This is a genomic window from Gynuella sp. (assembly GCF_050297175.1).
Lineage (GTDB): Bacteria > Pseudomonadota > Gammaproteobacteria > Pseudomonadales > Natronospirillaceae > Gynuella.
The window spans coordinates 1-20,707 of record NZ_JBNKSF010000052.1; the positions used below are offsets into that span (position 1 = coordinate 1).

Sequence of the window (20,707 nt, forward strand, 5' to 3'; positions counted from 1 at the left end):
TCGGTAGCGTTGTAAGTGCTGTTATCCAGACTGACACTGTGGCCACTGGGCGCGGTAGCATCCAGGGTTGCGGTATCAGTCACCGCCGTCGCGGCATTACCGGCTGGATCGGTCACCACCACAGAAATGGTCAGGGTGCCGTCACTCAGGCCGGAAATGTCTACCCCGGTAATCTGATCGGTTGCGGTGCTGAGCGTACCGGAACCAGTCACCGGCGTGCCGCCACCGGAACTTGAGATGCTGTAGCTGTAGCTCGCCCCCACTTCGGCACTGGCAAATGTAAAACTGGCACTGGCGGCATCGGTGGCGTTGTAAGTACTGTTATCCAGGCTGACGCTGTGGCCACTCGGCGCCGTGACATCCAGGGTTGCCGTATCGGTCACGGCGACTGCAGCATTGGCAGAGGTATCGGTCACCACTACCGACAACGTCAGGGTACCATCACTGAGACCGGATAAATTCAGGCCCGTGATCTGATCGGTTGCAGTACTGAGGGTACCAGAACCGGTAACGTTGGTACCGCCACCGGAACTGGAAACGGTGTAACTGTAAGTGGCACCTACTTCCGCTGAGGCAAAGGTAAAACTCTGACTGGATACTTCAGAAGCATTAATAGTACTGTCATCAAAGCTGACACTGTGACCACTCGGTGCCACATCGTCATTGACGGTAACGGAAAAGCTTTTTTGATAGCTGGTAGTACCGTCATGGGTTTGTATACAGATGTTATAACTACCCGCTGACAGACTGCTGGCTGTTTGCAGGTTGCTGCTGGAAATAGAAAAACTGCTGTTGTTATCATCACCGCTGGCACCACAACTGCCATTAGCAGAAGTACCATTGTTCACCAGGGAATAGGTATGCGAGTCACCACCGTCCGCATCTGTAGTGCTCAAGCTACCCACCGTAGCACCACCGCTCGTTGAACTTTGGTTGATTGTGTTGGCACTAAGGCCAATATTCGTTGGCGCGTTATTGCTACTGAGTGGAGCACCCGTACAAGACGAATCAAACGCACAACTATAGTTATGGGTAGTATCGGTACAGTAACCTGCGGTGCAGGTTGCGGTAAATTGAATTCCCGCCCAAGCACCCGAGCTTTCGCACCAAGCATCAACATCGCCACTTATTGCAACAGACGTCTTATTATTATTACGAATCGTCTTTTTTAACCACTTAACTGCTGAGATGATACTTTCATCTGTTGGTTCGTCTAAAACTGCTGAGCTTGTAGTCGCAACGGAACCAGATACGGAAAATGTGTTGAAACTTCGCCGGCTTTCAGAATAGCTGGACGATATCTCCTCCGTATAATATTTTTTGCGTCCATTGCCACTCCGCGACGAAGAGGCAACACTTATGCCTTGTGCCATCACCGGAGTATTGACGCCCAAGGCTAGAATAGGAACCGCCGCTAACTTGAAGCGACTGCTTTTAGTATGTTTACTTGCCTTAGAATGAAATATCTTGTTCTGACTCATAATTGTCACCTCTCAACATGGGTTGAGGCCGGTTTTTGACTATAGTCCTGGATAATCGAAGATCTGTGCGACTAAAGGATCGTCTATTTGTAATATTTCTGGAAACTTGCACTGAGCTATCACACCAATGTCATATATCTGATGCAAATCATCATTAAAGATCAGTTGTGAAATAATCTCGTTTGAATTCAAATCAAGCACCCAGATACCTGTCTGTGTTTCTTCAAACTCAGTTTTTAAAGGTAGAACGGTTTTGACATCCGAGCTTCGTGAGCGGGAAGTGCCGATAAATACCAGTGGACCATAAAACCCCAGTCCTCTGGTAAATCCGGGTAATTTTTGCAAAGTGGAATTTTCTCCAGTAACTGGATCGTACATACAAAACTCTCCGTAACCGGAGTTGCAGTAATATACTTTCCCACGATAATAACGTGGTGAATGAGGCATAAACAGCTCACTCACTAGAGTTTTATCTGTATCCACATCAATCAGCTGGCCAATCGGCAGCCGTTCTTTGCGCCATGCCGACGAATCATCTCGATCAGTAAAGCAGGTCACATAGCGTGGTTTACCATCGCGCATTGCCATGCCATTAAGATGGCAACGATCCTCTGGTGCCAAAGCACTGATAAAAGGAGGTTTCCATTTGGGAACAAAACTATAACCAGACTGAATCAGGGACAGACAGGAAAACTGAGAATTAACCACCCAGAGGCCTTCATCTCCCCAGGCAATATCGTGAACATTGATCATTCCAGTCACATGGGTACTGCTAGGCACATAGCAGCCGTCAACCAGTCCCACCGGTTCTAAATCTTCCACAACTGATGTGGTAATCCTAAAATCCACCAATTGCGAATAAATACCTAAAGTCAGACGGTTCTGATCAATGGCTAAGCCCATAGGCCGAGGAAAGGTTTTGGTGCTAACATGGAGTTGATTAGCATTGGCACGTACAATAAAAACTCTGCTTGCCTGATATGAGGTCAGCATAATCGCCACCTTCAACTCACTCAGCAACGGCGCAAAATTTCCACTGGCCAAGCAGCTAAAATCAGGTCCCGACCCTGACTCTTGTTTTTCTTCAGAAGCTACTGCTATATGACTCAATCAACTTCTCCTGTCGGTCGATAACCTGATTTTTTCTTATCAGATCTTTGTGCCAATACACTTGATACAGCCTGTTCAGCATTCACCAACCCATAGGGGAATCTGGTGGACACGTTACAGCAGGTCGTGTCATGGAGAAGAGGGTCGGCCGTTCCAATAAGTAAAGTTCTAAGTTCCTGGCTTGTCAATGTGGGATCAATACTGGCCATCAGTGCTAACACACCACTGACAACTGGCGCTGCACCTGAACTACCTGCAATACGGACAAAGTCTTCTGCTGATTTTGGGGAAGGAGTGGGCAACATTGTCGGCGCAGCAATATCGACCTTAACCCCATAATCACCTACCAAAACAGTATTAGCATGATCAACAAAGCCGACTGAAATTACCCAAGGCAAATTTGCCAGCGCTTCAGTGTCGTCATGATTATGACGGTCACGATTTCCTGCCGCAGCGACAAAGACCACCCCTTTTTCTTCATTACCATGATAATAGTAATATTCAATAACATCCTGAACAGGTTGGGTGGTATATTGCAGAGTCCAGCTGATATTAATGATATCCGCACCAGCCGCAATCGCCTGTAAAATGGCATGTATTATTTGTGAGCTCCATCCACCTGCCATCTGTATCGGTACAAAATCTGCTTCTGGAGCAACTCCATGATTCCCGTTCTTGTATTTATGAGCAAAAATAACACCAGCAACAAGACCACCATGATCAGCCCCTGGATGGCTGGGAGCTGCACTATTGAAGGTAGGCACAATATTAACCCCCTCCCAACTTTTATGCTGTAGCCTGAAACCATCATCAATGATTGCTACACTTACAGATTCCCCCAAAGTGAAATTCCAGGCAAAAGGTAAATGAATATCATCGGCCAGACTGAAGCTATTCATCTGATAAACAGGTTTTCCCCGCGCCAGTTGATGAGAAAAAAACAAGTCCGGCTGAGCATAACGAACCCAGTCCATTTCGTTTAAATTCTGACTAGTTTCGATCACCTGCCGCATCGAAAACTGATCAGGGAGTTCAACCAGAAACAGCCCATCTTTTTCACCTAAGTGAGCCAGGGGTTTCCAGTGCCATCCTGAGCTATATTGTTGTATATAGCGGGTTAAGTCGTCGCTACTGGTACGAACGATCAACCTGCGTGCAACGCCCATTCCGGTACCATCAATTAATCGGGCATAAAAGTAACCTGATGAGCCATCATTTCGTTCCGATACGGTTGTCTCAAACGAAAGCAGGCGATCACCATCATAGATTGTTATTGTACTAGCAAAACCATGGGCACTGACGGAAAATATGGCGCCCATACACCATGGTACAAGCTGCCTTGCGAACGACAGAAACTCGAGCATAAATCTATTCACTCGAAACAGGCACTAAATTGTTTATTCAGTGTAGTACCAAAGAGCATGCAATCAAGTAAGGTGATAACAGCTCCGTCTCATCTATTCGTCTCATATAAACTTATTTTCCGAGAACAACGAACACACGAGGCAGAGCAGGTAACGATCAATTACGCGCTGGATACATGCCATCCAGACAAATACAAAAATTAATGCATATAAAAGGCTGCATATTATAGTGCTCCTGATTGCCTCCGGCGAAGCCAATTGCTTTAGGGTGCATATCGGTTTGCTGTGGGCTGGGATCACCAAAAGCATTTGCACGTCCGCCGCCAACGTTCAATGATTGAGACAGCAACGAATCTTGAGTAGCGGTATACGTTATATTCGCTGGCGAGCTAATACCCGTATTTAGCTGCTGATGATCGTGGCTGGGAATTTGTGAAACACTCAAAGATGCGGTATCTGAGCCTGCCTTCTCTCCAACTTGTCTTGACGTTAGTCCTGGACCTGTGCCGGCATGCATTGGAACTCTTTCACTGAGGTTAGGCACTCCAAAAGTATTGACACCGTTACCACCATAAGAAACTCCCAACACACTGTACAGTGCTGCATTATTTCCAATGGTTAATAACTGGCCTGCACAGAATGACCAACCTCGGGGTGCAAAAGTAAAAGCTATCATTCTAACTTCACCAAGAAAAGGATTAGACATGGTTTACTCCTAGTTACGTGCTGGGAAGTCGCCAGTCAAGCAAATGATGAAACTCATGCATTGAAAAGGCATCATATTATTGTGAGCCAGAGAGCCACCGGCCACTTCCAAAGACTCATCTGCCAGTGATGCAGTCGATGTCATATTCGAAGCATCCGCATAATGTTGTTCAGAACCGATCACACTTTCTTGACTGGGTGTATTGACGTTGGCAGTGTTGGGTGAAACATTAAAACTGTGACTGTGTACGGGCATCTCAGTTTCGTCTAGCGTGACGATTTCAGTCCCTTGCTTCATTCCCTGCTGCCAGGGGATTGTCACTCCAGGCCCTATACCCATATGTACGGGTATCCTCCCTCTAAAATCAGGCAGGCCAAAGCTAGTCGTGCCATTACCGCCATAGGTGGTTCCAATTACGGCATACAGAGTGGTGTATTCTTGGATCGACAATAACTGTCCGTCACAAAAAGCCCAATACCTTGGAGCGTAGTTGCCACCAAAGATTCGTATTTCACCTACATAACTATTAGACACAGAAAACCTCCTTAATTGCGAGATGGAAACAACCCATCCATGGCAATGCAAAAGCGCATTCCCAGAGAAGGTTGAATGTTAAAATGACCCTGACTGCCACCTGCATCGGATATCATATTCGGATGAAGTGAGGTTAAACTACTCTGATTCTGGTCATCATAATAAAAGTAAGAGTTACTAGTAGTCACCGGAGTGGTTTGTGACAACATACGGTGAACAGGAACCGTCGTTTTTGATATCGGAAAATTGGTCGTACCGGGCGTCGTGTTAGCTTTTAGCGTATGTGTATGCGACGGCAGGTTACTCTCAGATAATGAAATAGTATCAAAGCCATATCGCAAACCAAGTGAATAGCCACCACCGGAAGATGAATCTCCAAGCGGCGTTCGCCCCCTCATATCTGGTAAAGCGAAAGTGTTACGACCATCTCCGCCATAAATAGCTCCTATTAATGCAGCTAGAGCCTGATTATCAGTAATGGCCAGAATCTGACCATCACAATTAGCCCAGGATCTAGGAGCAAACACAGTTGCCCACATCCTGATTTCGCCATAAAAAGGTATTGACATAGTTAATCTCCAAACTAAACATGAATGAGTAGTTTTACTTTGGATTGGTTATGAACCTTTCTTTCGAGATACGATAATTTCGTATTTATTGATATCATGTGGCGATAAGAACAACACTGCTTCACCAAAAGCATCATGACTGAGTTTATAGTTATTTTGCGGTAAGTGTTCATCCTCGCTGCCTTCCAACAATACACAAAAGGCATCAAATTCATCACCGTCCTGAATGGCCCTTACCACTTTTATCACCACCAGCTGATCAAGTTCATTGTCATGGTCATCACTGGCTTTTACTTTTTGACCAACAATAGACTGCAAAGTGTCATAGTTAAATTTATCCATCAGTTTCCCTCTTTTTAAGTTTAAGGGTGTAAGGACTAAAATTTTCTTCCACGAGTTCCTTAGAAACTCAAAAAACATTCTGATCTTATTTATCAACCTAGTCGGTTAATAATGACTCATGGACGCTTGCAGGTGTCAGATTCACCCCATGGGTTTATGTCCATACGCCCCTTTTTAAAATCGAGAGATTTCGCAGATTTCAAAAGGCGACATTCAAATTGATCAGAAGAACTTATTTGAATGCCTGGTTAATAGAGTCAGAGCCTTCTATAAACCTTCTCTTTTTTCGTACACACCGTGCTACAGGAAAAACATCTAACCGTAGTCACCCGAAAAATACGATAGACTCCCAAAAACATTTTTTATAGCGCCAACTGAACTCCGTTATTTCAGTCAAAACTGCTATAGAATCTTTGTGGCAGAGACAACCTGATATAATGTCTCACTGATGAAATATTTAAAGAGTCAGGAGTATCCAGGTATCGCATATAACCTTACACTAACCAGCTGTCTGTATTTTTTTGGGATACCAAACCATTCTTAGATAAGGTAATTGGACACTTTCAACCATAAAACCCAGTCGTTGATAAAGTCGTCGAGCACCAAAATTTTGTTCTAGCACACAAAGCGAAAAAGGAGTCATTGTTTGTTGGGCACAGTACATAAAGGACTGAATGGCGGCCCCTCCATAACCCAGTCCACGAGCCTTAGGTAACAAGGCAAGATCAACCAGACATATCTCATTAGGACCAAAATCTAACGTGGCGTTACCAACCGACTCGCCTTGTTTTTCGATAATAAAATACATCGCATTTGGATATTGGTCTCCATACCCTTGACTTTGAGCCCGCCATTGGAGATCAAGAATTGACTCCACAAAATCCTGCTCGGCATTGATCTGTTGAAGATCTTCTCTGGTGGATTTATATAACTGTTCAAGAAATGCCTTATCCGTAGGTTTTGAAGGTCTTATACTCAGTCCTTTGGGCAATTTGAGCTTGCTAAATTCCATAAGCTAAATTCCTGTTGTTGTTATAGCATTCCATAATCAGTATAGACAAATTGATATCATCGTAATTAAAAAAGTTAACAATTTTCTCATTCAATAGTAGGAGCCGATATGCAAAGTTTTTTTGTGTTATCAACAGGCCGGTGCGGGACACAGTGGTTATACAATACGCTGAGAAATATTCTGGAAAGTAATTTCTGGATTACTCATGAACCGATACACCTCCAATATGCTCCCTGTCATAACTCTCCTGCGAATCCATTGAATCAAAACAAAGAAGTACTGGAGAAACACCTAAATGCTATTCGTAATCATACTCATAACACTGGTCACTATATTGAATGTGGATTTCCTTCATGGCGTCACCTGGATTGGTTGTATCAGCAATTGGCGACTGATGTAAAAATAATTTATCTCCATCGCGACCCTACAGACACCGCCATTTCGTGGCTGAAACAAAATGCGTTTGTTCCCCCTATTCTTCCCCATATTCCAGAGAAAGAACTCTTCCATCCAGCGTGTGATGGCGCAAAGCTGTCACAATACACTTTTTTATGGTCAAACATGAGTCCATTTGAAAAAAACCTGTATTACTGGGCTGAAGTTCAATTGCAGGCGAAAGAATATAACCAACAATGGCCACAAGAAAACTGGCTGACAATTCGTTTCGATGAACTGTTTAATCACTGCACCATTAATAAAATATTGAGCTTCCTGCTATCAGACACCATGGTTCAAAATATAGACTACGCAGCAGTTGATAGTTTTTCTGGGATTCCTCAAAGCGCTTTTAACCGCAGGCTGATTTACAGGCATCCGGATATTCTGGCGATAGCCAGAGATCTTTCCTATTCTTATGACATTAACTAATTGGAAAAATTATTGACTATGGAGCCTGAAAATATCACTCGTACAATTACTGATTTTCTAAACTTGGTCAAAATTCCTATTGAATATTCTCAGTTATCAACACATACATTTCTACCGGGCATTCTGATTCATCAGGGAAGGTTGATCATCGATCTGGACAAACTGAAATATTCTGGTGATCTTTTACATGAAGCCGGACATATTGCCGTCACACCATCCGAAAAGCGAGAGCACCTGAGCGGCGACGTACATAAATGCGGCCATGGACCAGCAGAAGAAATGGCCGCAATCGCATGGTCGTGGGCCGCATGTACCAAAATCGGACTGGCTGCGGAGGTTTTATTTCATCCGGATGGCTACCAAGGAGGCTCAAAAAACTATATTGAATCTTTTTCCTCTCGTGGTGGTTTTGGCTACCCACTATTAGCGTATTGGCAAATGTGCCAGCCTGATAGTTACCCAACGATGGAAAAATGGTTACGTGATTAACATTGTTAAAACCGTAATACCAGCGGTTTATTTTGCAATCAATGCTGCTCCGGAATTTTGGCATTAGAACTGATAGCCTGCCCGATCAGCCGTCGTTACGCTTTCGTCAATCGCTATGAAAAATATCCAAATACCCCGCATTACGCGGTCATATTGAAATATTGCACTAACCTCGGAGAACGAGCCCGATTGGGACTTGCACCGTGAGGTAAAAACTGATGCCATACCACAAGCGACCCCGCCGGCGCTGCGATATTTTTAACCGTTAGCATACTCAGGTCCTGCTGATTGGGATCGGCACCTGGAGGCAAACCTGCCAACCAGTCTTGTAAATGGTGCTGAAATCCTGGCACACACCTGAACGCTCCCTGATCTTCAGCGACATCAGTCAGATAAATTAGCCCCTGGGTAGCGAATGTTAACGGCTTGGAAAAGTCTATATCCCAATGCAGGCGGGTACCGTGAAAACGAAACTGATCAGTTTCCGGTGGGTTAAAACCCACACGATCTATCGAGCAATTTAATAGATCCGTCTGCCATAAATCTGCAAATACACTTCGGGCTTTTTCAGACCGTCGGTTGGCATCCAGAAGCGGATGCCGATACAGCTGCACCATAATATTCTGCATGGCCGGATGCGGCTCATACCAGCTTCGTGGTTGCTCAGGATGTTTACCCAAAAACTGATATACCAAATCTGCGGTGGCCCGGCATTGCGACTCATTCAAAACGCCTTCAACGACCAGATAACCTTGCTTATGCCAGAATACCAACTGCTCAGAGTCGAGAAAAGACGGGCTACGTTTTTTAGGTGGTGTAGGGTTCAGCAAACGATTTATCACGGTATTAATATGATCGACACGCTCAGCGTCAAAGCCGTTACCATTGCAATCCAGCAGCCACTGCTCAAAAGTATTGAAATCTGTCGCTTGCTGGTACAAGAATTCCAAACATTCACCAAGACCCACTCCCAACAGATCGATCACCGTACGGTCCACCATCCATTCTTTATCAATGATATCAGGATCAAGCTGTCCAGACTTTTGCAGTTGTGCCTTGTGCCACAAGCGCTGCAAATGCCGAATACCCAACATACCCATATGCTGTGAAGATACAGGTTCAACTGCGACATGACGTCTGGCGGGAAAACCTATATCAAAACCAGGTGGCTCATCATTGGCAGCAGCGCCGAAAAGGTAGTTCATGGAAATCACATCCCCTGGTGCAAACTGTCCCTGATCAACCTTCATCGCAATACATAAAGACGATTCCCCGTCACGCAACCACAAGTCCTGATATACCTGTACTTCAGTACGGAATTTAAGCGCGTTATGGTCACCGGGTAATGGATCGGGAACATGAATCATCCCATTTAATATTTGAGTTTGGCCGTTTGCGATCGCAGTGGCTGTTTCGCGGTTAAGACACGCAAATGTCCCCAATGCTGTTTCAGTTGGTTTATCACACTCACCCAGACAGTAACGGTTGAACTGTCCTGCATTATACAGGCAGGCATCTAGCACAACCTGCTGCGGAATCAACACACTTTGAGCATCTCTGAGATACTGCTGCAGATGGCTGAAGATCAGCACCTGAGGTTCGTTCTTGAGCATCCAGTTCATGGTTTCAGAAAGTACAATGTCGAATCGTAATCCCTGCGGTGATTGCCAGACTGAGGCATCGGCGAGTGCTATCGCACGAATATTATTTTGAATCCCCAGGATCTCAACAACACGCGTGACGGCGGCGATATTCTCTTGATGAATATCCAGCAATGTCGCTCGTACACGGCAATCCCGAAGACCAGCCAGCACCGGCAATAGCAACACCCCATAAGGTCCGGTGCCCGCATAGAGGACTTCCACTTCTCCCCTAATGGCCAGTTGATCCTGGATGGCTCTGGCAACTGCGACTATAAATGTGTGAGTGCGCATCAGATCCTGCAGACATTTGGCAGCCTGGATGGGAGAAAGTGCAATACCGGATTGCAATGACATGCCCAGGCTTCGCTCCAGATGATCATTGGCAGAAATGCCGGTCAACCTGCCAAACGCTGTTACCAGGGCATCAATGTGCGGCCTGGCAAATCCAGCATCAGGCTCGGTTGCCATGAGTGCCGAAACATGTTCAATAATTTCATCCGCCAACTGCTCCGGCACAATCTCCATATCGATGTTGGGTAATACATCTTTATCGTTTGGTGTTGATTGTACTGTTGGCATACGTACTTCCTGATTGCGATTCTCAGTAACCAGATACGAGACATTCCGGACAAGAGGCCTGGGGGCGTTCTGGCATTATGGTAATAACCCTAACAAGCCGTGCATCCCTAACTGCCGAAAAGTCCATCAGTGAAATCAGCAGTGAACAGCACACCGGTACTTTCTTATTGTTATGAAATGAGCTTGGAATGCCATTCAGTAAAGCTCAACTCTGCGGAGATACCCAATAAACTCAATCGAAAGTACGAGCGGTCGGCGGAAATATAAATCCCCAAGCACGAGTTCACTGATGAGAATGTGTTCAGGGAAGTGAGACCTTTGGAGATAGTTCTAAACATTACTCCAAGCTTCGATGAACCATAACTTCCTTTGATATTTTCAAGGGCTTACCTGCTTAAAAATCAACGCTTTATGAGTGATCGATTGGCAGTCCTGTTGCCAGCACAGCTATGGATGACCTATCCGGTTTTTAGTGGTATTGGAAGCGTACTATGATCCTTAAAACATAATAGACATTGGGAAATGACTTGCATTCGTACTATTAACCCGACCTGTATACCGGCCGGGTTAATAAATGGCCAACGGTACGATTCGAACATTGGTCGCTTAAAACCTTTACTCAACCACCCGCCCCCGCAAAGCCTTCGTTCTACCTCTAATGGTTTTACGGTTCATGCGTTTCTGTTGGGAGCTGCGGGAAGGTTTGGTCGCTCTTCTGGCTTTTTGTTGCACGGCAGCCCCTTGGATTAACTCCTGTAATCGTTCCATAGCATCAGCACGATTTTTCTCCTGCGTTCTGAATCGCTGGGCTTTAATAACGATCACCCCCTCCTTGCTGATGCGCCGGTCTTTCAGAGCCAACAGGCGTTCTTTGTAAAACAGTGGCAGTGAAGATGCGTTGATATTGAAATATAAATGAATGGCTGAAGAGACCTTATTCACATTTTGGCCACCCGCGCCCTGGGCGCGAATAGCTTCGAGCTGAATTTCGTGATCGGGAATGAAAACCTGATTGGAAATTTGCAACATAAATACTAATGCCGGATCAAATTGATAAATGAATGTGGTCGATCTGAACAGCCTGCCATCCAGAGCTGAAAGCCACTTTAAATAAGATCATTATCCGTTAATGATACCTTGGGAATACCGGTCGACATCGCTTTATCACTGATCAGCTGCTGTCGCCACAATATGCACCAGGAAGTGAATTTCATCGCCCACCGCAATTGCGCCACCCATGGCCTTAAAAGGTTTTAATCCCAATTGTTCATGGGTTAACGTAAATTCAGCGATCGCTGTCAGATCGTTTTCATTGACTGTTAACTGACCCGGAATCTGAAAGGTAAATGATTGCCCTTTGATGGTCACTACCGCCTCAAAAACGGTATTTTTCTGTTGCTTAAGATTGATATCCACCGTGATAACCGGGAAATCTTCAGCATCCAGCAGTTTTTTGCTGAGCATGTTCTTTCTCGTGCCTTTGGCAGCACTTTCTTTAACCGTTTCCTCCCCCCAGATATCTGGATAACGGGCAGTGGTCTCAGGCCTGTCCACCAAAAAATCTGCGGGAGATAAGACTAATTCGGTTGTCGATGTGCCCTGCGGCTGATATTGAATCTGCCCGGTCAATGGACCCAGTTCGATGACATGCCGGTGCGAAAAGGCTTTAAGAGGTCCGGCACGACCGGTCAAAATATGAAAATAGGATTGTTGGCTGTCAATATTATATACGGTGGCCCAGGCTGATGAGCAGAAAAGACTCCATAAAAATACAATATAAATCAAAAAACGACTCTGTTTCATGGTCCTTGGCTCAAGGTTAAAAATACTATCCTAACATGTCGGTTGCAGATCTTGCCTGTTCTATCAGGATTGAATATCTCTAAACGGGTAAATTATGCGTTATTGGCATTGATCGGGTTCTTGATGGATGTTGGCGGTCGCCATGAAATCTTGTACTTGTGCCGCCCAACAGAACTGCAAACGATTATAAATATGAGCAGGGAAAACCACCCGGGTAACCCTGGCTTTAATGATAGCGATCCAGATAATAGAAAACAGTATTCAAACTCTCCGTATCATTGGAAGTACCATCTATGAGGGTTTTTCTTGGGATCCGGGTTGAAGGAATGATCAAACTATTTGCCATACTAATGCCATATGGTCACTTAAACACACAGATAGCAATGACCACTTCCCCAAGCCAACAATGTTTGAATTGCCATTCGCCAACAGCGCTGTGGAGCGTTAGGGGGCCTGTGAAAAATAGGAATAGTTTTGATGAAGGCGGGGAAGCATCACCCGCAACATCGCAACTTACGGGTGTAAATAAGGATGTGAGACGGGAGCTGACAGAAAATAGGCCATTTTCAGAGATTCTTTAGGAAAGGTTCACAGGTAGCTCGACTGCGAACAGGTAGTTTCTCGTTAAGTGTCATGCGTCAGGCCGACATCACAGAATCATCATCAAAACATCCAAACAACCAGTCATTAACCTCGCAGTCAATCACCAGATGGATACGATTCTGTTCACTGTCATTCCTGACTTCATGGACTTCCCCAGCATTGATATACCAGAGCTCTCCAACCTGCATGGGAACCGGCTGCCCTTTGACCATGAAATGAACGTTGGTATCACTCCATATAGGCAGGTGCAGGCGAGCCTCACCAGAATGCCACTCCAATCCCAGGTCACGATGGGGTTTGATATGCCCTCCGGGAGCTAATCGCATTAACCGCACCGATTTCACGGGACATTGGAAAGATGCCAACCAGTTTTGCAAAGATGAACATCTTTTCAGAATATCCAGATCTCCCCACTTTCCGGTGGATTCTATCGAAAACGCCTGCAATATGGGGTGACGACCATGATGTTCTTTGAGGGTTCTTAATGGCAGAACATCCCACTTGCCATCATAACCACCGGCATTAACGTGATCGACCCAACGGGCACACAGCAAGGTTCTGATTTCGTTTCTGATCTTCGTAAAATCTACCGGTAGATCCAGACGTGAAAAAAGCATTTTTTTCCCCTGGTGACATAAGTGAGTCTTACAACCACAGCCATATTAAAGACTAATTTTGAGTCTCGATATAATTACTAATACAAAAGTATGAGATATTAATTAGCATCCTTTCATAAATTTACATAACACCAATGCTTCATACAATTTATTAACACGACAAGAATATTTATCACCTTTATAAACCGATTATAACTGCCATTGGTTTTTTAAAAATTAGTAGTAAGCATTAGTGAAACAGACACTCCGACAGGACAAAATATTTATTCCATGAAAATAAAAAATCACGTAACTATTCCAGGGGGCCTCTGAAATCCATTAGGCATTTAATTCATAAACAAGGTCTTTCTCTGATTGTTTTGAGCTGGCAGTGATGACAACGCACTATTAACCCGGTAATTAATTAGGTTGTTCTGATCTCTTTGATTGTTGCCCGGAAAAATCTGGAGATATCGCACTAAAAGCCCTGATTTCTCAAGACCCGCATTGGCTGCAAAAATGGTGTAGTGGCATTTCAGTGCCTCCCTGCATCACACGATTAGCCTGGTATATTTAATTGCCAGGCTAATAGAACTTCAACCAGAATAACGGTACTGGCATGGTATCGATGAGGTGGGTCAGAGGCAGGATTTTTTTAGGGAACCTCTGAGAGCATTGCGGGGAAGGCTACCTGCAATTCCCCGACAAAAAAGACACTCACCAGTATATCTGACGAGCAATCATTGATGGCGACCAAACATGGCTGTCCAGTATACGGAGTAGGTTGTCTGAGAGGTACCATCCAGTATGGATGCTCCCATTTCTGTGTAGTTACTGCTCATAATATTGCGACAGTGTCCGGGGCTCTTGAGCCAGCCATCCATAACACTGGTGATACCGTTATAACCGGCAGCAATGTTTTCACCGACCCAGGAGTAATTATAACCTGCATCCTTGGCGCGATTCGCCGGTCGCGATCCATCTGAACCCGTATGATCGAAGTAGTTATTATCAATCATGTCTTGGTTATGCACTGTCGCGGCGCTGGCCAGCTTGCAGTTCCAAGTTAATGCCGGTACCGCTGGGAAATAGTCACCGCCGCAACTACGAGCCTGACTTCTTGCTTCATTATGAGCCGCCAGCAATTCGGCCTCAATGTCGGTGATAACGCACTCTGCGGTCTGACCACCGCCATCCCCACTACTGTTATCTTCACCACTATCGCCACCGTTTCCGGTTTTCTGCTTATAAACCGCCAGCAAAGTCACTTCTGTATAATCGGACGATCCATGCAATAGAACATAATATGGAATGTTGGTCTCTGTTAGCGCACTACAGCTTTCTTCGTTGCCTTTTAGGTAAGGGCGACAATCGAAGTTATTGAGTTCCGGTAGCGAACCGGCCCGGACGTATAAATCAGCATCGCCCGATCCGCCGCTGATTGTAAACGTCAGGTCTGTCGCATCTGCCGGCACATCAAGCATAAAGTATCGATCTTCTCCGAAGCTGGCTGTCAACCCGGTCACCGCTTGGCCGTTACTTAAACGAAGAATCTGCTGTTGTTCTCCATCCACAGTGGTATTACACGCGGTCAGGGGAATCAACATGGCCAGTGCACAATAATATGGGTTTACTATCTTATTCATAAAACCTACTCAGCCCCGTCAGGATCACTCATTGGCAAATGTCGCACGGTGACGACGATACACAAAAAGACCGGCAATGATGTTAGTAGCATGGATTTATGCCGTATTAACAATTGCCACAGGGTGATTATTAAAGGACAGTTGAGGGGATGAATCCCGGTGCTGGTTCATATTTTTTTAAAAAACCAGCACCGAAACAAATGCTCACATGGTATTTGGCAGTGCTACTGCTCAGGCCAGTGAAATGTCCGGGCCAAAGTGCCGGTAATGGGCAGTTTCTTACAAATCAGTGCACCTGTAAGGGGAAATTCCTCCAGCACTGGTGCCGGCACATCGACCCGGGCGGAAGTCACCGCCAGATAATCAAGCTCAGGCCCACAGAAAGTGCAGGAAGTCGGACTATAGACTGGCAGGTAATGCTCTTCTAACAATTTACCAGAGGGCGATAACTGTTGAATTCGCTGCCCCTGCCAGATGGCATTAAAAATACTGTTGTCTGTTGCCAGAGTCGATCCATCTGGTGTCTGATCATGACTGTCCAGTGTCAGTAACACTTCTGCTTCTCCCGATAGCGAACCATCCGCCGTTATCGGTTGACGAAACAAAGTATGCAGCCCGGAGTCGGCAAAAATAAAATGCCGCTCATGCCACAACATAGTATTGGGAATTGAAATGTCGGTTTTGATGGTTTCAACTTTGCCGGAAGGCGCTACTCGCACAATACATCCACGCTCCGCTTCCGGTGGTTCTGACATCAACCCCACCCAATAGCTACCATCCTCCGCCACGGCAGCGTCGTTGCAACGTACGCCTTTTTCCAACTGGGGAATCTCAATAATGTCATCCAGCCGCTGTTCGGTAATATGCCATTTGGCAATTCCTTTATTGGTCGCCAACAGCAGATAGTCAGAATCGTCGCAGAGGGCAACATGGCTGGCCTTAAATGGCAACAGGGTACAACTGACAAGGTCGGGGCGCTGCCATGGCATGGCAAACAGCTCAGAACACACAATATCCACCCAGAACAGGGTTTGCAGCTCAGGATGCCACAATATTCCCTCTCCGAGCTGGTTTTCTCCAGGCCATAATACCTGCCAATCACGCAACTCTGACATTTTTTTCCCCTCAAAATAAACTATTGCTATTCTCGTTTCTCAGGTAATTTGAATCAACCATTGAATACAGCAGAGACTGGACAAACACAATTTAGTTGCGTTACATTTCCGTTCCCAGCCATCCATCTGAGGTGTATGCCAGTGAACAACTAATCCCTTAAAGCATTGTTATATCTGTTTTATTGAGGATTGGTTATGGTTGCCCCTGTCTATATTTCGTTATCACATCTGTCATATCAGTTCACCAGTGGACTGACTCTTTGGAATGATCTGAACGCCAGTTTTAGTGAGCCGTTACAGGCGCTGGTTGGTATCAATGGTATTGGTAAGTCCACTCTCGGTCGTTTGCTGGCTGGAGAACTAACGCCATCCAGTGGTCAGATACTTGCCTCTGGGCGAGTGTACTATCTGCCGCAAAGGTATTTCGGTCATGCCAATGACCGGCTCTTCAAAGTACTGGGCGTAGAACATTTCCATCGCGCTCAGATGCATGTTGAAAATGGTCTGATGCAGGAAACTGATTATGATGTTCTGGAGCATCACTGGGACTGGCTCACTCGCTTAAAACAAACAGCTGACAACCTGAACATTACCTTCCAATGGGACCTGAACGACACCTGGCAACAATTCAGCGGTGGACAGCAGAGTCAATTGTTGCGACTGGCGGCGCTGTTTCAGCAGCCTGATTTTCTCATTCTCGATGAGCCCAGTAACCATCTAGATCGGGAGCAAAAACATAATTTGCTTGAGTGGTTACTCACCGATAATGGCATTGCCAAACTGGTCATTACGCATGATCGTTTTCTGCTGAATCATATCGACGTGCTGTACGAGCTCAGTAGTAATGGTTTGTTTCATCATACCGGTGGCCTTAAGCACTATCTCGACAACAGAACGCAGCGATTGCAAAACCAGCAACTGCGCCTGAATCAAATGGACCGGCAACTGAAAATGCAGCAACGGGCACTGCAGAGTACTGTGGAAAAAAGCCAGCGTCGCGCGGCCAGTGGCAAACGCAAAGCAGAGCGGCAGGACACCAGCAAGCTGGAAGTGGATGTCAATATTGATTCAAGTGCAAAAGGCCGGAGTTCGCAGCTACACCGCCATCAGCAGGCACTGGCCGATACCCATGCTCAGCGACAACAACGATATAGTGAGCTGGAGTGGCGAGACGACATTCGCATTGAACTGCCGAACAGTCATCTTTCTCCCGGCAAAAAAGTTATTGAACTACATGATGTGGTTTGCGGCTACACCGGTTTTCAAACACGCGCAGTCACCTTTGAACTGATTGGTCCGGTTCATCTGCAGATACAGGGTTGTAATGGATGTGGCAAATCAACCCTGCTCAATACTCTGCGTGGAAATCTGCCAGTACTGTCCGGTAGCATGAACCGTCATGTCCATATGGCTTATCTGGATCAGCAGTTGTCGGTATTACAGCCCGAACAAAGTAGCTGGGATAACTTTCTGAGAATGCACCCCAGGGCCAGCCCACAAACGGTGGGAACCACTCTGGCAGCCGTCGGCCTGAAAGCGGCGAAGCATGATATTGAGGTGAAAGATCTGTCTGGGTCAGAGCAACTCAGAGCCGCCATTGCGGCAGTTCTCATGGGACCGGAGACGCCTCAGTTGCTGCTGCTGGATGAGCCCAGCAACCACCTCGACCTTGAGACAGCAGACACGCTGGTCAGCGCTATCAATGCGTTTGCCGGCGCCTTGATCATCGTCAGTCACGATGACTATCTGCTGGCCAATATTCACGTCGATCAGGTCATCTGCATGTAGCTATGGGGGGAATGCGGGTGGCCACCATGCCAGAAGCGTGGCCGGGATCCTACTAATGCACCATGGCGAAGATCATCCGCTCATTCAAGATAGCAGCGTCATGTCAATGCCCTGCGCGTGGGATGCACGCTGTCCCGGCCCTCATCATTCAGATTGGAACAGACTCACTATGAAACGATTACTTTTTCTGTCAGTGGCACTGCTGGCATCCTGCAGTAGCACTCCCGAACTGGTGCAAACCGACGAATGTGCCGGTACCACTGAGTTACCCGCGGATTTTCAATCACTGTTCAGCGAAGTCGAAGACGCAGCCTTGCTCAACAGCGCTCTTGGCAGTGCCAATAATGGCAAACTCTGCCAGGGGCAGGTATACCAGCTAAATGCGGATGCCAGCCTGACACTGTTTCGAGCCTGGAACAGCACTAACCCTTACAGTCGCATGGGTGCCTGGTGGGCCTTGCAGAAACCGGCAGGCAGCATCGCTCAATATCGCAGTGATTATGAAATCTGTTATCAGTGGTCTGCGCTGGATGCACTGGTCAGCTGCGAGCTAAAACCCGGTACGAAAGTGGTGATTGGTAATGGGCAGAGCGCTCAATGTTCGCAGTATCTTACATATCCGGTGTCTGCCGCATTACAGGTTTATCTGCCGGATGCTGATCAGAGCATGATAAACTGCAGTACCGCTGAAGCAGTGTTTTTCTGGCAATAAGCCTACAAAGATCTGCATCATGAGCCATAAGAGGTTGCCATAGTCACAACCTCTGCACCGGAATTTTCCGTCAGTTTTGGTGAGGAAGGGGCCACGTTGTCGAAGCAAACGCGGGACTTGCCAAGCCTGTCGGAAAAGGCGCTCGACAGTATTGTAAGCGCCCTCTCAAAACACTCCCCCTATCAAGCCTCACACTCGCATCAGTACTGCTCGTTCAGATAACGACTGCGGATGTGTTCCAGGAAAAAATCAGGATTGGTTTTCTGGCCGGTAGCAGCCTGCATCATGTCCTGGGCATCTATAAAACAACCATGTTGCCAGATATGTTGTTGCAGCCAGTCACGAACAAACTGAATATCACCACGGGCAAAACGATCCTGCCAGTCCGGATTCTGCTGTTTGATGGTATGAAACAACTGCACTGAGTTTAGCGCACCAATGGTATAAGACGGGAAATACCCGAACGCACCATCGGTCCAGTGGATATCCTGCATACAGCCATCTTTATAGTTACCACGAGTATCAATACCAAGATAACGTTGCATTTTGTCATTCCATGCATCGGGAATGTCTTCAGCCTCCATCTCACCATTGATCAATGCACTCTCGATCTCATATCGCAAAACCACGTGCATAGGATAAGTAACTTCATCCGCCTCCACCCGGATATAACCAGGTTCAACCACCGTATAAGACTGCCATAATGCATCGCTGTTCCAGGTCTGAGTCTGCGGTAGTTTTTCATGCATAAGTGCAGTGAAATGCTGATTAAATGCCCGTGACAGAAAAATTTGTTTTTCAAACAGCAGACTCTGACTTTCATGGATACACATGCTGTTACTTTCGCCTACCGGCAGACCATTCCAGAGTTCCGGCAGACCAGCCTCATAACTGGCATGACCGGTTTCATGAGCTGTAGCCAGCAGAGATTGGGCAAATTCGTCATCGCGATAACGGGTGCAGATTCGCTGATCACCACGAACACCGGTACTAAACGGGTGGGTGCTGACATCGAGCCGACCTGCGCTGAAGTCAAACCCCAGCATCGCTGCCAGTTCTTTGTTCAGCACCTCTTGCTGTAATACGTCAAACGTGCCGCTGATCTGGATCGACTCGCGACTGCGCTGATGATCGATGACCTGCTGTATCAGAGCCGGCAGCTCAGCCCTAAGACGATCAAAGCACTGTCCTATGAACTGGTTGGAATCGCCGCGACAATACAAATCCAGCAGGGCATCGTAAGGAGTGTCACATTCGCCGTCGCTGGCCGCCTGACGCAACTGAGCCTCTTCTCGTGATAATTTCACAACCTCACGGAAATTCCCCAGAAAACCGCTCCAGTCATTATCGATACGCTGCTGCCGCCACGCATGTTCACACTTGGCTCCGGCGAGGGTTTTGGCATGTACCAGCTCCGCTGGTAAGCAACTGGACTGACGCCAGCGACGATGCATTTCCCGTAGGCTGGCCTGTTCATTGGCCGACAAGGATTCCCCTGCGGCCTGATCCAGCCATTCTCCGACTTCTGCCGCAGTCAACAGTTCGTGTTGCAGGCCAGCCAGTTCTGCCAGAGAGTTGGCTCGCGGCTGGTTACCTCCAGCAGGCATCATGACGGCCTGGTCCCAGGCCAGAAATGTCGTGGCATGATTCAACTGAAACAAGCGGTTAAAACGCTGGCAGAGTTTATGGTAATTCCGACTCATAATGTCTCCTGAAATGGCTAATCTGTAACAATTGGCTATGCTGAT

Annotated in this window: 19 protein-coding genes; 4 read left to right on the forward strand and 15 right to left on the reverse strand. The window is 46.5% G+C overall.

The genetic code is table 11. From position 1 onward, the window contains the following. From ACQY6I_RS20000 to ACQY6I_RS20035, 8 genes are all read right to left on the reverse strand, one after another. On the reverse strand, positions 1-1,481 hold a 1,481-nt coding region (locus tag ACQY6I_RS20000; RefSeq protein ID WP_428243279.1), incomplete at its 3' end, for a hypothetical protein. Between the two features lie 39 nt (positions 1,482-1,520). After that, positions 1,521-2,591: a TIGR03032 family protein gene (locus tag ACQY6I_RS20005; protein ID WP_428243280.1), complete on the reverse strand. Its 1,071-nt coding sequence runs from the start codon at positions 2,589-2,591 to the stop codon at positions 1,521-1,523. After that, positions 2,588-3,757: a S8 family peptidase gene (locus tag ACQY6I_RS20010; protein ID WP_428243281.1), complete on the reverse strand. Its 1,170-nt coding sequence runs from the start codon at positions 3,755-3,757 to the stop codon at positions 2,588-2,590. Before ACQY6I_RS20010 ends, ACQY6I_RS20005 begins: the two co-directional genes overlap by 4 nt. A 355-nt stretch (positions 3,758-4,112) precedes the next feature. Continuing rightward, entirely contained in the window at positions 4,113-4,661 is a 549-nt protein-coding gene (locus ACQY6I_RS20015) for a phage tail protein (RefSeq protein ID WP_428243282.1), read from the reverse strand. Between the two features lie 9 nt (positions 4,662-4,670). Further along, entirely contained in the window at positions 4,671-5,195 is a 525-nt protein-coding gene (locus ACQY6I_RS20020; RefSeq protein ID WP_428243283.1) for a phage tail protein, read from the reverse strand. Positions 5,196-5,206: 11 nt separating this feature from the next. Further along, complete coding sequence (locus ACQY6I_RS20025; RefSeq protein WP_428243284.1) at positions 5,207-5,764, reverse strand: phage tail protein; 558 nt, start codon at positions 5,762-5,764, stop codon at positions 5,207-5,209. A gap of 48 nt (positions 5,765-5,812) precedes the next feature. Beyond that, positions 5,813-6,106, reverse strand: coding sequence for a DUF6916 family protein (locus ACQY6I_RS20030; RefSeq protein WP_428243285.1), 294 nt, complete (start codon positions 6,104-6,106; stop codon positions 5,813-5,815). A 499-nt stretch (positions 6,107-6,605) separates the two neighbouring features. Next, on the reverse strand, positions 6,606-7,118 hold the full coding sequence (locus tag ACQY6I_RS20035; protein ID WP_428243286.1) for a GNAT family N-acetyltransferase: 513 nt from the start codon (positions 7,116-7,118) through the stop codon (positions 6,606-6,608). Positions 7,119-7,226: 108 nt separating this feature from the next. Between ACQY6I_RS20035 and ACQY6I_RS20040 the strand changes: the two genes are divergently transcribed. Continuing rightward, positions 7,227-7,985, forward strand: a complete 759-nt coding sequence (locus tag ACQY6I_RS20040; protein ID WP_428243287.1) for a sulfotransferase domain-containing protein — start codon at positions 7,227-7,229, stop codon at positions 7,983-7,985. Beyond that, positions 7,986-8,474: a hypothetical protein gene (locus ACQY6I_RS20045; protein WP_428243288.1), complete on the forward strand. Its 489-nt coding sequence runs from the start codon at positions 7,986-7,988 to the stop codon at positions 8,472-8,474. Positions 8,475-8,614: 140 nt separating this feature from the next. On the opposite strand, the gene ACQY6I_RS20050 is transcribed toward ACQY6I_RS20045, so the two are convergent. From ACQY6I_RS20050 to ACQY6I_RS20075, 6 genes are all read right to left on the reverse strand, one after another. After that, the gene (locus tag ACQY6I_RS20050) at positions 8,615-10,696 is read right to left on the reverse strand and encodes a phytanoyl-CoA dioxygenase family protein (RefSeq protein WP_428243289.1); all 2,082 of its coding nucleotides are present in this window, start codon (positions 10,694-10,696) and stop codon (positions 8,615-8,617) included. 615 nt (positions 10,697-11,311) lie between these two features. After that, positions 11,312-11,725 (reverse strand): alternative ribosome rescue aminoacyl-tRNA hydrolase ArfB, encoded by a 414-nt coding sequence (arfB, locus tag ACQY6I_RS20055; protein WP_428243290.1) that lies wholly within the window; start codon positions 11,723-11,725, stop codon positions 11,312-11,314. 135 nt (positions 11,726-11,860) lie between these two features. After that, positions 11,861-12,499 (reverse strand): YceI family protein, encoded by a 639-nt coding sequence (locus tag ACQY6I_RS20060; RefSeq protein WP_428243291.1) that lies wholly within the window; start codon positions 12,497-12,499, stop codon positions 11,861-11,863. Between the two features lie 638 nt (positions 12,500-13,137). Further along, positions 13,138-13,719, reverse strand: coding sequence for an aspartyl/asparaginyl beta-hydroxylase domain-containing protein (locus tag ACQY6I_RS20065; protein ID WP_428243292.1), 582 nt, complete (start codon positions 13,717-13,719; stop codon positions 13,138-13,140). 719 nt (positions 13,720-14,438) lie between these two features. Next, positions 14,439-15,344 (reverse strand): CAP domain-containing protein, encoded by a 906-nt coding sequence (locus ACQY6I_RS20070; protein ID WP_428243293.1) that lies wholly within the window; start codon positions 15,342-15,344, stop codon positions 14,439-14,441. Positions 15,345-15,568: 224 nt separating this feature from the next. Continuing rightward, a complete protein-coding gene (locus tag ACQY6I_RS20075; RefSeq protein WP_428243294.1) occupies positions 15,569-16,459 on the reverse strand; it encodes an SMP-30/gluconolactonase/LRE family protein in 891 nt (296 codons plus the stop codon). Between the two features lie 195 nt (positions 16,460-16,654). On the opposite strand from ACQY6I_RS20075, the gene ACQY6I_RS20080 reads away from it, so the two are divergent. Together ACQY6I_RS20080 and ACQY6I_RS20085 are read left to right on the forward strand one after the other, a co-directional pair. Then, positions 16,655-18,247 carry an ATP-binding cassette domain-containing protein gene (locus ACQY6I_RS20080; RefSeq protein ID WP_428243295.1) on the forward strand — a complete coding sequence of 531 codons (1,593 nt, stop codon included), beginning with the start codon at positions 16,655-16,657 and terminating at the stop codon, positions 18,245-18,247. A 169-nt stretch (positions 18,248-18,416) separates the two neighbouring features. Further along, complete coding sequence (locus ACQY6I_RS20085) at positions 18,417-18,959, forward strand: hypothetical protein (RefSeq protein WP_428243296.1); 543 nt, start codon at positions 18,417-18,419, stop codon at positions 18,957-18,959. A gap of 200 nt (positions 18,960-19,159) precedes the next feature. On the opposite strand, the gene ACQY6I_RS20090 is transcribed toward ACQY6I_RS20085, so the two are convergent. After that, positions 19,160-20,662 carry a carboxypeptidase M32 gene (locus ACQY6I_RS20090; RefSeq protein ID WP_428243297.1) on the reverse strand — a complete coding sequence of 501 codons (1,503 nt, stop codon included), beginning with the start codon at positions 20,660-20,662 and terminating at the stop codon, positions 19,160-19,162. Positions 20,663-20,707: the final 45 nt, after the last annotated feature.

Bases quoted from the DNA above. Each gene is read 5' to 3' on its own strand.
- ACQY6I_RS20010 (WP_428243281.1), bottom strand. From the start codon at position 3,757: ATGGGCGTTGCACGCAGGTTGATCGTTCGTACCAGTAGCGACGACTTA.
- ACQY6I_RS20015 (WP_428243282.1), bottom strand. From the start codon at position 4,661: ATGTCTAATCCTTTTCTTGGTGAAGTTAGAATGATAGCTTTTACTTTT.
- ACQY6I_RS20025 (WP_428243284.1), bottom strand. From the start codon at position 5,764: ATGTCAATACCTTTTTATGGCGAAATCAGGATGTGGGCAACTGTGTTT.
- ACQY6I_RS20030 (WP_428243285.1), bottom strand. From the start codon at position 6,106: ATGGATAAATTTAACTATGACACTTTGCAGTCTATTGTTGGTCAAAAA.
- ACQY6I_RS20035 (WP_428243286.1), bottom strand. From the start codon at position 7,118: ATGGAATTTAGCAAGCTCAAATTGCCCAAAGGACTGAGTATAAGACCT.
- ACQY6I_RS20040 (WP_428243287.1), top strand. From the start codon at position 7,227: ATGCAAAGTTTTTTTGTGTTATCAACAGGCCGGTGCGGGACACAGTGG.
- ACQY6I_RS20050 (WP_428243289.1), bottom strand. From the start codon at position 10,696: ATGCCAACAGTACAATCAACACCAAACGATAAAGATGTATTACCCAAC.
- arfB (WP_428243290.1), bottom strand. From the start codon at position 11,725: ATGTTGCAAATTTCCAATCAGGTTTTCATTCCCGATCACGAAATTCAG.
- ACQY6I_RS20060 (WP_428243291.1), bottom strand. From the start codon at position 12,499: ATGAAACAGAGTCGTTTTTTGATTTATATTGTATTTTTATGGAGTCTT.
- ACQY6I_RS20065 (WP_428243292.1), bottom strand. From the start codon at position 13,719: ATGCTTTTTTCACGTCTGGATCTACCGGTAGATTTTACGAAGATCAGA.
- ACQY6I_RS20070 (WP_428243293.1), bottom strand. From the start codon at position 15,344: ATGAATAAGATAGTAAACCCATATTATTGTGCACTGGCCATGTTGATT.
- ACQY6I_RS20075 (WP_428243294.1), bottom strand. From the start codon at position 16,459: ATGTCAGAGTTGCGTGATTGGCAGGTATTATGGCCTGGAGAAAACCAG.
- ACQY6I_RS20080 (WP_428243295.1), top strand. From the start codon at position 16,655: ATGGTTGCCCCTGTCTATATTTCGTTATCACATCTGTCATATCAGTTC.
- ACQY6I_RS20085 (WP_428243296.1), top strand. From the start codon at position 18,417: ATGAAACGATTACTTTTTCTGTCAGTGGCACTGCTGGCATCCTGCAGT.
- ACQY6I_RS20090 (WP_428243297.1), bottom strand. From the start codon at position 20,662: ATGAGTCGGAATTACCATAAACTCTGCCAGCGTTTTAACCGCTTGTTT.